Annotated in this window: 11 protein-coding genes; 2 read left to right on the top strand and 9 right to left on the bottom strand. The window is 39.1% G+C overall.

Annotated elements, in window-relative coordinates:
- The first annotated feature begins 12 nt into the window (after nucleotides 1-12).
- Nucleotides 13-1,752 (top strand): ABC transporter ATP-binding protein, encoded by a 1,740-nt coding sequence (locus tag Q2T41_RS07475; RefSeq protein ID WP_304435571.1) that lies wholly within the window; start codon nucleotides 13-15, stop codon nucleotides 1,750-1,752.
- Here the strand turns inward: Q2T41_RS07475 and Q2T41_RS07480 are convergent.
- The 5 genes from Q2T41_RS07480 to Q2T41_RS07500 form a co-directional block, all read right to left on the bottom strand.
- A complete protein-coding gene (locus tag Q2T41_RS07480) occupies nucleotides 1,737-1,886 on the bottom strand; it encodes a hypothetical protein (RefSeq protein WP_304435572.1) in 150 nt (49 codons plus the stop codon). The two genes, Q2T41_RS07475 and Q2T41_RS07480, sit on opposite strands and share 16 nt — an antisense overlap.
- A 120-nt stretch (nucleotides 1,887-2,006) precedes the next feature.
- The gene (locus tag Q2T41_RS07485) at nucleotides 2,007-2,339 is read right to left on the bottom strand and encodes a 2Fe-2S iron-sulfur cluster-binding family protein (protein ID WP_144802792.1); all 333 of its coding nucleotides are present in this window, start codon (nucleotides 2,337-2,339) and stop codon (nucleotides 2,007-2,009) included.
- Nucleotides 2,340-2,602: 263 nt separating this feature from the next.
- Complete coding sequence (locus tag Q2T41_RS07490) at nucleotides 2,603-3,661, bottom strand: NAD(P)/FAD-dependent oxidoreductase (protein ID WP_304435573.1); 1,059 nt, start codon at nucleotides 3,659-3,661, stop codon at nucleotides 2,603-2,605.
- 69 nt (nucleotides 3,662-3,730) lie between these two features.
- Complete coding sequence (locus Q2T41_RS07495; protein ID WP_089260826.1) at nucleotides 3,731-3,970, bottom strand: NifU family protein; 240 nt, start codon at nucleotides 3,968-3,970, stop codon at nucleotides 3,731-3,733.
- A gap of 5 nt (nucleotides 3,971-3,975) precedes the next feature.
- Nucleotides 3,976-5,118 (bottom strand): Mrp/NBP35 family ATP-binding protein, encoded by a 1,143-nt coding sequence (locus Q2T41_RS07500; protein WP_304435574.1) that lies wholly within the window; start codon nucleotides 5,116-5,118, stop codon nucleotides 3,976-3,978.
- A gap of 227 nt (nucleotides 5,119-5,345) precedes the next feature.
- On the opposite strand from Q2T41_RS07500, the gene Q2T41_RS07505 reads away from it, so the two are divergent.
- A complete protein-coding gene (locus Q2T41_RS07505) occupies nucleotides 5,346-7,004 on the top strand; it encodes an amidase (protein WP_304435575.1) in 1,659 nt (552 codons plus the stop codon).
- Between the two features lie 203 nt (nucleotides 7,005-7,207).
- Here the strand turns inward: Q2T41_RS07505 and Q2T41_RS07510 are convergent, their stop codons facing one another.
- The 4 genes from Q2T41_RS07510 to Q2T41_RS07525 form a co-directional block, all read right to left on the bottom strand.
- A complete protein-coding gene (locus Q2T41_RS07510) occupies nucleotides 7,208-7,873 on the bottom strand; it encodes an ABC transporter ATP-binding protein (RefSeq protein WP_304435576.1) in 666 nt (221 codons plus the stop codon).
- A gap of 68 nt (nucleotides 7,874-7,941) precedes the next feature.
- Nucleotides 7,942-10,392 carry an ABC transporter permease gene (locus Q2T41_RS07515; RefSeq protein ID WP_304435577.1) on the bottom strand — a complete coding sequence of 817 codons (2,451 nt, stop codon included), beginning with the start codon at nucleotides 10,390-10,392 and terminating at the stop codon, nucleotides 7,942-7,944.
- A 12-nt stretch (nucleotides 10,393-10,404) separates the two neighbouring features.
- A complete protein-coding gene (locus Q2T41_RS07520; RefSeq protein ID WP_304435578.1) occupies nucleotides 10,405-12,813 on the bottom strand; it encodes an ABC transporter permease in 2,409 nt (802 codons plus the stop codon).
- Nucleotides 12,814-12,847: 34 nt separating this feature from the next.
- Nucleotides 12,848-15,238 (bottom strand): ABC transporter permease, encoded by a 2,391-nt coding sequence (locus Q2T41_RS07525; protein ID WP_304435579.1) that lies wholly within the window; start codon nucleotides 15,236-15,238, stop codon nucleotides 12,848-12,850.
- Nucleotides 15,239-15,242 lie beyond the last annotated feature (4 nt).

Here is a 15,242-nt window from a genome sequence, read left to right on the forward strand (position 1 = left end):
CAAATTACCCCAATGGCAGAAAAAAAAGTAAGTATACTAACCGCATTTAAAACTATAATTTGGCCCAGAAGAAAACTTGTGTTATTGGGTTTATTATTGATCGTTATCAGTAAAGCGGCCAGTTTTGTGGCTCCGGTATCCTTGCGTTATTTTCTGGATGATATTGTTCCCAATAAAGATTATGATCTGTTAAAAGTTTTGGTGGCCGTGGTTATCCTATCCTTTTTGGTTCAGGCAGTCATGTCCTTTTTATTGACCAAAGTTCTTAGTATACAGGCCCAATATATGATTTCCGAACTACGAGCACAGGTTCAAAAACAAGTTCTTTCCTTGCCCATACGTTTTTTTGACAATACAAAATCAGGTGCGTTGGTATCCAGGATAATGAGCGATGTGGAAGGTGTACGTAATTTGATCGGTACCGGACTCGTACAATTGGTAGGAGGTACCATTACGGCGGTGGTTTCACTCATTTTATTATTGAGAATTAGCCCAACCATGACCTTGCTGACCTTTATACCACTTATTCTTTTTGCCCTTATAGCGCTAAAAGCATTTAAAATTATACGACCTGTTTTTAGGGAACGTGGAAAAATTAATGCGGAAGTAAAGGGTAGGTTGACCGAAACCCTTGGAGGTATACGTGTCATTAAAGGTTTTAATGCTGAAGAACAAGAGAGTAAGGTTTTTGAGGAAGGTGTTGACCGTTTGTATCAAAATGTGAAGAAAAGTTTGACCGCGACCGCAATTATGACAAGTTCATCCACATTTTTACTAGGCCTTGCTACTACGGGCATAATGATGGGGTTTGGAGGGTATAAGATGATGCAAGGAGAATTGACCACGGGCGAGTATTTTGAATTTACATTTTTACTTGCGCTGATGGTGGCCCCTATTGTTCAAATGAGCAATATTGGGAGTCAATTGACCGAAGCCTTGGCCGGATTGGACCGTACCGAAGAATTGATGAACAAAGTATCTGAATCTGATGAAAAGAACCGTACGATCAACCTGAGCAATATAAAAGGAGACATGGTTTTCAATGATGTGTCCTTTGCATACGAGGAGGACAAGGAGGTTTTGCACAACATAAGTTTTGAAGCGAAACCTGGTGACGTCATTGCCTTGGTGGGTAGTTCAGGGTCTGGAAAATCTACTATTGCTGGCTTGGCCGCCAGTTTTTTAAATCCAGACTCAGGAGAGATTACCATTGACGGGGTCGATATGGCCAAAGTGGACCTGACGAGTTTTAGAAAATACTTGGGAGTGGTTCTGCAGGATGATTTTTTATTTGAAGGAAGTATTAGGGAAAACATTCTTTTTCCAAGACCCGATGCTTCTGAACAGGAATTACAGGATGCAATCAAAGCGGCTTATGTTAATGAATTTACAGATCGCTTTGAGGATGGATTGGATACCGTAATAGGAGAGCGTGGTGTAAAACTATCTGGTGGGCAACGGCAACGAATAGCCATTGCAAGGGCCGTACTGGCCAACCCAAGAATCTTGATTTTGGACGAGGCAACCTCAAATCTGGATACCGAAAGTGAATCATTAATACAAAAAAGTTTGGCCGAACTTACCAAGGGAAGAACAACCTTTGTCATAGCCCACCGCTTGAGCACCATTAGAAAGGCCAATCAAATTTTGGTCATTGAAAACGGACGTATTGCGGAACAGGGCACCCATGAAGAACTGATTGCCAAAGAAGGCAGATACCATAACTTGTTCACCTATCAGGCAAGGATATAAGATTGTTGTTGTTGGTTGTTGGTTGTTGGTTGTTGGTTGTTGGTTGTTGGTTGTTGGTTGTTGGTTGTTGGAAAATAAAAATATGTCAATTCGAGTGAATTGTCAAAGTATAAGAAGATTTGTATCGAGAACACTCATTTATATCTCAGATATTCTCGATACACTTTTATATCTATGCTTTACTGCAAACTACAATCACGCGAAATGACTATAGTTCTGGAAAACCATTGTATTGTTTTATTGATAAGAAACAGTTATACATCCTCTGGAGCTAGCTCTACTTTGAGTCCGTCCATTTCTTCAGAAATATGCAATTGACAACCTAAACGCGAATTTTCCTTAACATTAAAAGCTTCGGACAACATGGCTTCTTCGTCATCGCTCATTTCCGGCAATTCGTGGTCAGATTCCACATAACACTGACAAGATGCACACATTGCCATACCTCCACAAATACCTATGGTTCCTTCTGGTGCCAGTTCATACGAACGTACCACTTCCATAAGGTTCATATTCATATCCGTAGGAGCATCTATTTCGTGGGTTACTCCGTCGCGGTCTATTATTGTAATTTTTATATCGGTCATTAATAGGGTTTAGTAGTTAGAGCTTAGTTTATTCACTGAATTAGTACGTAAAGTATTCTATAAATTTCATTTGACTTTTCAATTAACTCAACTGTTTTTCTTAACAACACTTGACGCTTCAAGTTTAAAGATTTTTTAGAAACTAAAACTCTTAAATCTTGTGATTTTTACCACACCTTTAAATCTTGAAAACGCTGTATCTTCATTGCACAAAATCACTAGTTCACTTTTGCACTATTTCACTAATGAACTAATTCACTTATTTATTCAATCTTCTTCACCACTGCTTTAGGCGCTTCTTTTTTAGTTCCATCAAAACCGCTTACACCACCTACCGTAGTATATTTCATAACGTACTTTTTATCTGGATGAATTTTCTGGAAAGCGCTTTGACACATTAGCGTTGCCTCGTGAAAACCACATAGAATCAGTTTTAGTTTACCAGGATAGGTATTGACATCGCCTATGGCATAAATACCGGGAATATTGGTCTGATAATCAAATGTATCTACCTTAATTGCATTCTTTTCTATTTCTAGTCCCCAGTCGCCAATAGGTCCCAATTTTGGGGATAGACCAAACAAGGGTATAAAATGATCAACCTCCAATACTAGTTCTTCCTTAGCATCGGATATTTTTCTAATTAGAACAGATTCCAATATATCTTCGCCATTTAAGGCAATAATTTCAGCGGGAGTAATCAGATTAAGCTTGCCTTGATTCTTCAGTTCCTGAACTTTTTCTACAGAATCCAAAGCGCCCCTAAACTCATTTCTTCTGTGCACCAATGTCACCTGTGCAGCTACATCTGCCAAAAATATACTCCAGTCCAATGCAGAGTCTCCACCCCCAGCAATGACCACCCTTTTATTACGGTACACTTCAGGGTCCTTGATCATGTAAGCAACACCGTTGTCCTCATATTTGGACAAGTTATGCAACAGGGGTTTTCTAGGCTCAAAACTGCCCAAACCACCGGCGATTGCCACAATAGGGGCATGGTGTTCCGTTCCCTTATTTGTAATGACCACAAAAGTACCGTCGTCTAATTTCTTAATGGTTTCCGCTCTTTCACCCAACGTAAATCCGGGCTGAAAGGATTTTATCTGTTCCATTAAGTTATTTACTAAATCACCGGCCAATATCTCTGGAAATCCAGGAATATCATATATGGGTTTTTTGGGGTAGATTTCAGCACATTGACCACCTGCCTGTGGCAAGGCATCGATCAAATGACATTTTAATTTTAATAGTCCTGCTTCAAAAACGGCAAAAAGACCCGTAGGTCCTGCGCCAATTATCAATATATCGGTCTTAATCATTGAAGAAATCGTTTACGCCTTTCAAAATTATAAATCCATTGATTCATAAAGTATGATAATCATCAAGGTTTAACCACCTATATTAATTACGTTCTGTATTTGTGGCGCATATTTCTTAATGGTCATTTCCACACCGCTTTTAAGGGTCATTTGATTGACGCTGCAACCAACACAAGCGCCTTCTAACCTTACGGTTACCGACTCTTCCTCAACAGAGATCAGGCTTATGTCACCCCCATCACTCTGTAAAAAAGGTCTAATTTCAGCCAAAGCTTTTTCAACATTCAATGTTAGTTCTTCAAACGTCATATCTACTATTTCTTAACTGCAGCACAACCTGCCATTGTTGTAATCTTTATTGCTTCCGTAGGTGGTAAAGTCTTATTTCTACCTACAACTTCCAGTACTACCTGCTTGGTAATCTCCTCAAATGCAGATTCTACAGGTGTTTGCGTCTGTAAAGCGGCGGGTCTTCCTACATCGCCCGCTTCACGAATACTTTGCACCAAAGGTATTTCTCCCAAGAAAGGTACGTTTAAATCTTCTGATAGATGCTTGGCACCTTCCTTTCCGAAAATATAGTATTTATTCTCCGGTAATTCCGCAGGTGTAAAATAGGCCATATTCTCAATAATTCCCAATACCGGAACATTAATGGATTCTTGTTGGAACATAGCCACCCCCTTTCTTGCATCTGCAAGGGCCACTTCCTGTGGGGTACTTACCACAACGGCTCCCGTTACCGGTAACGACTGCATTATACTTAAATGAATATCTCCCGTACCCGGTGGAAGATCGATCAGCATAAAATCCAATTCGCCCCAATGTGCATCAAAAATCATTTGGTTCAAAGCCTTACTGGCCATTGGCCCTCTCCAAATTACCGCTTGATCTCTTTGGGTAAAGAACCCTATCGATAACAATTTAACCCCATAGCTTTCTACAGGTTTCATTTTAGATTTACCCGCTACATTTACCGCCAATGGTTTTTCATTGGCCACATCAAACATAATGGGCATGGAGGGTCCATAAATATCAGCATCCAAAAGGCCAACCTTAAATCCCATTTTTGCAAGGGTTACCGCCAAATTAGCGGTAACGGTAGACTTGCCCACCCCCCCTTTACCGGAGGCAACAGCAATTATATTGGTAATACCTGGAATTGGTTTCCCCTTTATTTCATTGACCTTATTGGGCTTTGCCACAGGGGCTTCCACCTTTACATTGATCTTGATCTTAGCTTTCTCATAGACCTCCCTATGTATAATCTTTAAAATCTCGACCTCCGTTTTCTTTCGCGCCTGTAAACTTGGGTTCTTAATCGTTATATCTACCTCAACCTCATCACCAAAAATTTGAACATTGGTTACCGAACCGCTCTCTACCATATTCTGACCTTCACCAGGAACCGTAATTTGCTCTAAAGCTTTAAGGACATCTTTTTTCTCTATCTTCATTATATAAATTCATTCTTGACCTGCCCGTTTGCAAGTAGGTTACAAAGATAATCCTTAGATGTTAGATTATGAAGTTAGCGTATTGAAAATGAAGATGCCATTATAAATAGAATCTGTTATTGCCATAAGTTAAATTCTTACGGAAATCTGGCTTTTCAATAAGCGGAACCTAGCAAAATCTGTACCTTAGAATTCCAGCACAATTTAAATAATAGCACGCCCCAGCCATGATACGCATAAGACCACTTTTTACATTTATAACACTCTGTTTTATTTTAGCCTGTTCAGGCACCAAAAATCAATTTTCAAAAAAAGATGTTCAACGCTCCCAAAAACTTGTAGGGCTTAATTTTGACAAAAAATATATTGATACCCTTTACCCCTACCTACAGCGAAATAAAGAAGGTTTTGACAGTTTAAGAAAATACACTTTGGATGCCAACACCATTCCTGCCGTACAGTTTAACCCCCTACCCTTGAATTTTATACCGCGTGCGCACAAAGGTTTTCCTGATTGGAAAATTCCTGCAGATGTTGGGCTTCCTGCAAAAGAAGCCGATCTGGCCTTTTTTACCATTCCAGAACTAGCATCCCTTATTAAAAACAAAAAAATAAGTTCCGTAAAACTTACGCAGTTCTTTATTGACCGTTTAAAAAAATATAGCCCCATACTTCAATGCACTATTACCATTACCGAAGAAATGGCACTGAAACAGGCCAAACTACTAGATGAAGAGCTTGCCGCAGGCCTTTACAGAGGTATCTTACACGGCATACCCTATGGAGTAAAGGACTTGATGGCAGTAGAGGGCTATAGAACCACTTGGGGCGCAGCACCGTATAGAGACCAAGAAATTAATATGACGGCCACGGTGGTCAAGAAATTACAGGCTGCGGGTGGGGTTTTGGTAGCAAAATTGGTCTCCGGCTCCTTGGCTCGTGGTGATGTATGGTTCAATGGCAAGACCAAAAACCCATGGGATACGGATCAAGGGGCCTCTGGCTCCTCTGCAGGTTCCGGCGCAGCAACTTCGGCCGGATTGGTTCCTTTTGCATTGGGAACGGAAACATTGGGCTCTATAACCTCACCCAGTACCCGAAACGGAATAACAGGTTTACGCCCCACGTACGGTAGGGTAAGTAGGCATGGCGTAATGAGCTTAAGCTGGTCAATGGACAAAGTAGGGCCTATGGCCAGAAGTGCAGAAGACTGTGCCATTGTGTACAGTGTAATAGCCGGAAAAGATTCCCTGGACGCTATGACCATGGATTTTCCTGACGGATTTGACCCTGCACGAAATTATAACAATCTAAAAGTTGCCTACCTAAAGAAAGATATAGAAAAAGATTCCTCGCTTAGCAAGGCCAATGTAGAAAAAGCCATTAAGACCTTTATAGAGATGGGGATAGACCTACATGAAGTGGAATTGCCAAAGGATATACCCTACTCTAGCTTTGATGTTATCCTAAGAGCAGAAGCCGGTGCATTTTTTGACGACTTGGTCCGTTCTAAAAATGTGGACAAAATGGTGGAACAAGATCAACGCTCAAGGGCCAATTCTTTACGCCAGGCGCGGTTTATACCAGCGGTAGAATATTTACAGGCCAATAGGCATAGACAGGTATTGATAGAGAAAATGCAGACAATCATGAAAAATTTCGATGTACTCATCTCACCGTCATTTGGCAATAGGCAATTGATCATTACCAACCTTACCGGTCATCCTGCCATAGCCATACCAACAGGACTGGACAAGGAGAAACACCCAACAAGTATTACCTTGGTGGGCAACCTATATGACGAAGCAAGTATACTCTTACTTGCCAAAGCATTCCAAGACCAAACTACGTTCGATGAAATGCATCCTGAAGGGTATACAGATTAGTTAGTGGTTGGTGGTTGTTGGATGATTGAAATTCCAAATTAAGTCCAGAACTATTTGTTTTTAAATGGATTATGACAACCTCATTATTCAATTAAAAAATTGCAAATGGATACGTTAACTGATATTCTAAAATAACAGTCTTACCCTAAGGTTCTCAACTAGGATCAAAATGACATTCCGTGAAAATCCAATTTTCAATACCGTTAAATCTTTCTACCGTCCAAAAGGTTGATAATTCTTGAACCATAGCCGGCATTTTTTTCCGAATGGGTTACTTGAATAATGGTTACACCATCTTCCTTGTTCAATTTTTTGAACAGTTCCATAATTTCCTCACTTTGTTGCGAGTTTAAATTTCCGGTAGGCTCATCGGCCAATATTAATTTTGGATTGCCGATCAATGCACGGGCTATACCTACCAATTGTTGTTGCCCTCCACTAAGCTGGGTCGGAAACAAATCTTTCTTGCCCACAATATTAAATCTATCCAACATATCTGCTACCAAGGCTTTTCGCTCAGAGCCTTTTACTTTCTTATAAAGCAAAGGCATCTCTAAATTTTCCTCTACCGTAAGTTCATCTAATAAATGATACGATTGAAACACAAAGCCGATATACTCTTTGTACAAATTAGATCGGTATTTTTCTTTTAAGTTATGTACAGATTCACTTAAGAAATCATACTCACCTTCATCAAAAGTATCTAACATACCAATTACGTTCAGCAATGTAGATTTACCTGAACCGGAAGGCCCCATAATAGAAATGAACTCCCCTTCTGCAACCTCTAGGTTTATATCCTTAAGCAAGAAAACACGTTGCCCGCCTTGTTGAACCCATTTAAAAATATTTCTTAATTGTAATAACATCTTATATATAGTGAATTAATTGATTAGTAATATAGTGTATAAGTGGTTGATGGTTAAAATCATATTTATTATTCCGCTCTTAAACTTTTAACAGGATTTATATTAGCGGAATTTACCGTTTTTACCATCATAATCATCAATGAAACCAATACCATTGCCAATCCGCTGATGGCAAAAATCCACCAACTGATTTCTGTCTTATTGGCAAATTCCTGAAGCCAGATATATAATCCGTACCATGCAAGGGGTGCCGCAATGACAAATGCTATTAAAACCAGTTTTAAAAAGTCTTTTGACAGTAAAAAATTAAGCTGTATTAAATTGGCACCAAGTACCTTACGTATTCCTATTTCCTTGGTTCTACGTTCCGTGGTGTGTATGACCAGACCAAACAGCCCTAAACAGCTGATCAGAATTGCAAGACCGGTAGCCCATTGTAACAAGATTGAGGTTTTTTGCTCACTTTCGTAAAAACGTTTTACGGTATCATCCATAAACGTGTATTCAAAATCAGATGACGGGTACAGCTTGTTCCAAATCGTTTCAATTTTAGAAAAAGTAGCAGGCCAATCACCGGTGTTTTTACTGTTCAATTTAAAATGAATGGTTTTGAACTGTGTCCACCTACCCCTATAGGAACCTCCTGTGAACGCCATTGGAGCCACACCATATTTTAAGGAATGTTGGTTAAAATCATCCATTACTCCAACAATGGGCAAGTTTTCATCATCCACCTTTAGATTTTTGCCCACTATATCTTCTGGTTCCGTTATTCCCAACACTTTTAAATACGATCTGTTGACCACAAATTCCCGAATGGAATCGTTCAATGGCATTCTACCGGCCACCAACTTTAAATCATAAAGTTGAAAATAACGGGCATTACCGTACATCAATTGTAAATTAGAGTTTACTTCCTTATCCCCTTCAACGAACTTAACACCCATGCTCATTGTAGAAAATGATGCCGGCGGATTTCCAGAAAGTACCACCTGATCAACTCCCGGCAATTCCTCCATCTGGCGAACGAACCTTGCTCGTTTTACGGCAGAGGTATCTCGCCATGGTGTTCGGAAATACGCAATAGCCTCTGTTTTAAAGCCCATATCCTTTTTCATGATATAGTTCAATTGCTTACCCACCATTAATGTAGCAATGATAAATACCTGTGCAATGACAAATTGAAATACGGTTAAATATTTTCGTAACGAACCCTTATCCGAACTGGGCAGTACCCGCTGTTTCAACACAGAAACCGGTTTGTACTTGGACATGACAATAGCAGGATAAAAACCCGATAAGACCGTTACCAAGAACAACATGAGGATTATACCCATAATTATCCAAGGATTATAGAAAAGTTCAAAAGTGAGTCCCTTAGGTATGAAATCCGAAAATTGGGCAAGCAGCCATTTGGACAGGAAAAAAGAAAGTGTTGCAGCGGCCAAACTCAAAATGAACGTTTCTCCCAAGAATTGGAGTACCAACTGCTTCCTTGAACTTCCCAAGGTTTTTCTGATTCCTATTTCCTTTGCTCGTTGTATGGCTTGGGCCGTATTTAAGTTGATAAAGTTTATACATCCCAAAAGGACAAGAATCACCGCCAAAATCAATAAACTTTTTAATGCCGATAACGAAGTGCGACTATCATCAAAATCAAATGTATGATAATTTGGATTTAAGTGAATATCCGCCAAGGGTTGCAAATGGTATGCACTGGTTCTGCCTATTGCCACCATTTCCGGTTCATCATGCTCTTTTGCTATACGTGAAAGGGTTTCTTGAACCTTTACAGGGTCTGCCCCTTGGGATAATTTCATAAACAATTGAGAGGCCGAGTTGGTATTGTTCCAATTTGCTTCGTTCACGGCATTGGTCATATCTTGGGTAGCAGCGGTTTTTAAAGAGATGAATTCTTCAAAAACAATATCCGTTCTTCCTTTAAAATTTTCCACAATGCCCGATACAGTTGCCAAAATAGTATCATTATAAACTACGGAATTTCCAATAATATTTTGCAGTTCCTGATCGGGGAAATATTTTTTTGCCCGTTCCTGGCTCAAAACAACCCTATTTGGCTCCGTTAGAGCATTATCGCTATTACCCACCAACCATTGATAATCAAACACCTTAAAATAAGAGGGGGAGGCATAGGCCACAAATTCAGGATCTTTGAACAAGTGACCCGTTGCCTTATTTTGTACATGTAACGGGAATGCTGTGAATATTGGTGCAACAGCATTAAACTCGTTCATTTTAAGGTCCACCAACGCTTGCGCCAATGGCACGGTTACGCCTGCATTGTAAAAATCTCCATCCGGACTTTTAAAGGACGTAGTAACCCTATATATTTTATCCCCATCTGGATGAAACTTATCAAAAGTAAGATCATAAAATACCATTGCCCCAATTACAAAAGCAGCGCTAAGACCAATAGAAAGCCCTAAAATGTTTATCAAGGAAAACACTTTATTTTTCCAAACATTACGAAATGCGATTTTTAAATAATTACGTAGCATATTGGTTTAAATTTATTCCGTTCGTAAACTTTTTACCGGGTTGGCCCTAGCTGCCGAAATAGTTCGCGAACCGATAGTAAGCAAAGCAATAAGTACGGCAATAGAACCCGCACCTATAAAGAACCAAACACTAAGATTTATTCTATAGGTATAGTTTTGCAACCATTCTCGAATTACCAACCAGGCAATTGGCGAGGCAATTATAAAAGCCACGAAAACCAACTTCAAGAAATCTTTTGTAAGAATATAGGTGATAGAGACTACACTGGCACCTACTACTTTTCTAATACCTATTTCTTTGGTGCGTTGTGAAACGATTAACAACGACATTGCAAATAGCCCCATACAACTTAATATAATTGCCAGTACAGAACCACTAGTTATCATTTTGGCCGTTGTCTTTTCTCGTTTAAAGGTTCTATCTACATTTTCATCTAAAAACGACCCTAAAAATTCAGCATTTGGTTCAAGCTTTTTCCAAGCATTTTCCAGAGCTGTAAAAGCGTTTGCCATATTGTTCGGCGCTACTTTGACATAACCGTATGTTATGCCCCATTCCCTGCTGATATAAAATGTAATTGGCTCAATAGCCCTGTCCAAATCATTGAAATTATAGTCTTTTACTACCCCTAAAACAGGATAATACACCCCATCATTAATTTCCAATTGAGCGGTTAAAGGATCCTCTGCCCCTAATTCTTTTGCCATGGCTTCATTGATTACAACACCTAAACTATCTGCAGCACTTTCAAAATTTCTGCCAGCAACCATGTTGATGCCCAAGGTTTTAACAAACTCATGATCTACAACCAAAAAATTAGTGGTTACAGCACGCCCCTCATATTCAAAACCAATTTTACTTGAAGACCTACTGCCGTCTCTTCCTAATCCTAAATTATTATCTGCGCCACTGATTGATATAATATCTGGATTCCCTTTTAATTCATCTCGAAGTAATTCTACAATAGTATTGCTGTTTATCTTGCCATTTAAAGGGAATGAAACTACCTGCTCTTTATCATAACCTAAATCTTTATTACCCATGTAATCAATTTGCCCCCATAATACCAGTGTCCCAGTAATCATTAAAATGGCGATACCAAATTGAAATACCATAAGCACGTCTCTCACGCTATTACTTCCGGTAGATTCTAGTTTACCTTTTAAAGATTGTATGGTACCTAAGCGGCTCATTAACAATGCAGGATAACCACCAACAAAAATTGTAATTAGTATTACTATACCCATTAACCCCAGCAAAAATGAAGGCTTCAAAAGCATATCTGCATTCACATTGGTATTGAACACCGTTTTAAAATCTTTTAAAAACGCAAAGCTCAATAATACACCTATACCTATTGATACCATAAATACGAAAAGACTTTCGCCCCAAAATTGGAAAAACAATTGCTTTTTTTGAGCTCCAAGAGTTTTTCGCATTCCTATTTCTTTTAATCGTTTGGCAGATTTGGCGATACTCATATTAATATAGTTAACACATGCGATGAACAAAATTAAAAATGCAACACCAAGAATTAAATAGGGTAGGCTTCTACTTACTACTACAGTACCACTTTTAAGACTGGCAAAGTGCACATCGGTCAATGGAACCAAATTCAAATTTATATATCGACCATCTGAGTCGGCAGACGCACCGTCTCTTATTAACATTTCTATATTCTTGTTGTAATGAAAATCCACATAAGACCGACTACTTTTTTCAAAACCTTCTGCTGTGACCCCATCCTCTAATTCTACGTATACATCATGATATTGCGAATCCCAGTGATCCTTTAAATCCAAATAATCTCGATGGCCTTCAAAACGGGCAACTATCTCAAAACCTAAATTACTTTGCGAAACAACATTTTCTGCAATGGCACTGACCCTAAATGGCTTTTCTTGGCCACTTATTAATAAGTTGAAGGTTTTCCCAATTATATCTGTTGAACCAAACAAATTGTTTGCCGCTTTTTTAGTCAATACTACCGAAGACAAATCATTTAAAGGGGTATTTTGGTCGCCACTACTAATCGGAAAATCGAACATGGAAAAGAAATCTTCATCTACCCATACGACATCCATATCAATTTCTTTATCGGCCTGTATTGCTAATGTACCATCTTGCAAATATCTCGTAATGCGCTTTACCCCTGGTACCTCGTTTGCTAAAGTAGGTGAAAAAGGAGCTGGATGAACTGTGCCTGCTTGCGGACCTTTGGGTGTTTGTAGCGTTTTTACAATCTTATAAATGGCATCTCCATTTTTATGAAAACCCTCAAATGATAGTTGATACATGGCTGCCATTCCCAATAATATGGCAACGGCGAAAGCCACAGATAATCCAATTACATTTAAACCCGTATTCAGCTTATCTTTTATTAAGTTTCTCCAAGCAATTTTTAAATAGTTTATAAACATGATTCTCGTTTTTGATTGATTGATGACGTATCTATCACTCCGTTCGTAAACTCTTTACGGGATTCGCCAAAGCCGCACTTATGGCCTGAAAACTAACCGTAAACAGCGCTATTAAAAGGGCTAGAATTCCTGCTAATGCAAACACGGTCCAACCCAAGTCAACCCTATATGCAAAATCTTGCAGCCAATTGGTCATTAGCCAATATGCCATTGGGAACGCAATGGTAACAGCAACCAAAACCAATTTGAGGAAATCCTTGGACAACATTTGCGCAATACCTAATACAGAAGCGCCCAATACCTTCCTGACACCAATTTCCTTTTTACGTTGTTCTGCCGTATAAGCCGCCAAGCCAAAAAGACCCAAACAGGCTACAAAAATTGCCAATACGCAAAAGATAAGCCCCATGAACACTGTCTTACGTTCTTGTGCATAAAGGCGTTCCATATTTTTGTCCAAAAAGACATATTCAAAGGCGGCATCTGAAATAACGGATTCAAAGGTTGATTTCAATTGGTTCAACGTTTCCGTTAGGTCTGCACTTTTAACCCGCATAAGCACAAAGGATTTAGCCTCACTTCTATAATTATGGAACGCATAGGCCCCTATTGGCCTATGAAGAGATTCGTAATTAAAGTCATCCACTATTCCGGTTATTTTTGCTTTATTACCAAAACCTCCTATCAAAACATTTTTACCTATTGCTTCTTCCGGTGAATACCCCAAATAGTCTATAGCCTTTTTGTTCAAAACAACTTCTATAAGCGTATCTCCTTCCTGTTTTACCAATGGCAATGTTTTACCTGCCAACAGTTTTAATTTTAATAGCTCAATAATTTCGGCGTCAGAATGATTAGTACTTAATTGGAGACCGCTTTCATCGTTCTCATTTTTGAACAACGTACGTCCGCTAACGGAAATGCCCGGAAAACCTTGGGCCATGGCTACATCAGATACCGAACTTAGTGATTTAAACTCCTCTACCAATGTTTGTTTAATAGCTGCTCCACGTATTCCTCCCGTGGTTACAGCAATTGTATTTTCAGGCTCATAACCCAGTTTCTGTTGCTGCATAAATTGTAATTGCTGGTAAATAACCGTTACGGCAACTATTAAAACCACCGATGCCGCAAATTGCAGAACCACCAATCCTTTCCTTAAAGTTATAACCCCTTTACCACTATTGGCACCTGTATTTAAAACAGCTTTTGGTGAGGACCTGGAAAGATAAAAAGCAGGATAGGAACCGGCAACCAAGCTGGTAATTAACCAGAACGAACCCAATCCTAATAACATTTCTACGTGTAACAACAATGAAATTTGCAATTCCTGACCTGTTATAGCATTAAATGCCGGAATCAATAAAGCCGAAATACCTATACCAATGAGCAGGGAAATAAATGTTACCAAGCCTGTTTCCGCATAAAAACGTACAACCAAACTTTTTGAGGATGCCCCTAAAGTTTTATTTATACCAACATCTTTGGTACGCTTTTGCGATTTTGCCGTCATCAAGTTCATGTAGTTGACACAAGCGATCAATAAAATCAATAGTGCAAGAAATGTCAAGTTGCGTATTTCAGCAATGTCCCCAATATTGTTTGAATAGGAATTGACATATCCTGCAGAAAATAAATGTACTTTTTCCAAAGGCTGCAATGAAAACGAGAACCATTGCCCTGCCTTATCTACATTTTTATCCAAAACCGTTTGCATTTGCATCTCTGTGGTAGCAACAGATGCATTAGGTTCTAACTGGACATAGGTCTCAAAACTGGAATTTCCCCAACTTGGCTCCTTATACGCAAAAGTGGAACTAAATGAACCTATGGCATTATATGAGATCGAACTGTTGGACGCAAAATCCTTAAAAACACCTATAACCTCTAAATGATCTTCATTGTCCACTAAAATAGTTTTCCCAATAGGGTTTTCACCGCCAAAATATTTTTTTGCCGTACTCTGGGACAACGCTACCGTATTGGGTCTTTCCAAAGCCTTGTATGATTTGCCCTCTACGATCTGTATATTAAAAATCTCAAACAGTTCCGGGTCGCACCAGTAAAGTTCTTTTTCTAAAAAATTGGTGTTGCCAACCTTAACAAAAGCTGTTTCGCCAAAACCATGTCTTAAGATGCGGGCCGCTTTTTTTACGGTAGGTATATCAGTCTTAAGCGCTGGAGCTACTGCCGCGGGTGCCGTACACAGTACTTGCTTATCATAACTTTCATCAGTATGGACCAAAACCCTAAAAATATCTTTCTTTTGCTCATATTCTGAATCAAAACTCCGTTCATAACTGATAAATAAGAATAGGACAATGGTAATGGCCAAGCCAAGGGAAAGCCCTAAAATATTTATTCCTGAGAACAATCTATTTGTCCTTAGACTTCTCCAAGCAATTTTTAAGTTGTTATTGAACATGATT

The sequence above is a fragment of the Maribacter confluentis genome (genome assembly GCF_030505015.1).
GTDB classification, from domain to species: domain Bacteria; phylum Bacteroidota; class Bacteroidia; order Flavobacteriales; family Flavobacteriaceae; genus Maribacter; species Maribacter sedimenticola.

Bases quoted from the DNA above. Each gene is read 5' to 3' on its own strand.
- Q2T41_RS07475 (WP_304435571.1), top strand. From the start codon at position 13: ATGGCAGAAAAAAAAGTAAGTATACTAACCGCATTTAAAACTATAATT.
- Q2T41_RS07485 (WP_144802792.1), bottom strand. From the start codon at position 2,339: ATGACCGATATAAAAATTACAATAATAGACCGCGACGGAGTAACCCAC.
- Q2T41_RS07490 (WP_304435573.1), bottom strand. From the start codon at position 3,661: ATGATTAAGACCGATATATTGATAATTGGCGCAGGACCTACGGGTCTT.
- Q2T41_RS07495 (WP_089260826.1), bottom strand. From the start codon at position 3,970: ATGACGTTTGAAGAACTAACATTGAATGTTGAAAAAGCTTTGGCTGAA.
- Q2T41_RS07500 (WP_304435574.1), bottom strand. From the start codon at position 5,118: ATGAAGATAGAGAAAAAAGATGTCCTTAAAGCTTTAGAGCAAATTACG.
- Q2T41_RS07505 (WP_304435575.1), top strand. From the start codon at position 5,346: ATGATACGCATAAGACCACTTTTTACATTTATAACACTCTGTTTTATT.
- Q2T41_RS07510 (WP_304435576.1), bottom strand. From the start codon at position 7,873: ATGTTATTACAATTAAGAAATATTTTTAAATGGGTTCAACAAGGCGGG.
- Q2T41_RS07515 (WP_304435577.1), bottom strand. From the start codon at position 10,392: ATGCTACGTAATTATTTAAAAATCGCATTTCGTAATGTTTGGAAAAAT.
- Q2T41_RS07520 (WP_304435578.1), bottom strand. From the start codon at position 12,813: ATGTTTATAAACTATTTAAAAATTGCTTGGAGAAACTTAATAAAAGAT.
- Q2T41_RS07525 (WP_304435579.1), bottom strand. From the start codon at position 15,238: ATGTTCAATAACAACTTAAAAATTGCTTGGAGAAGTCTAAGGACAAAT.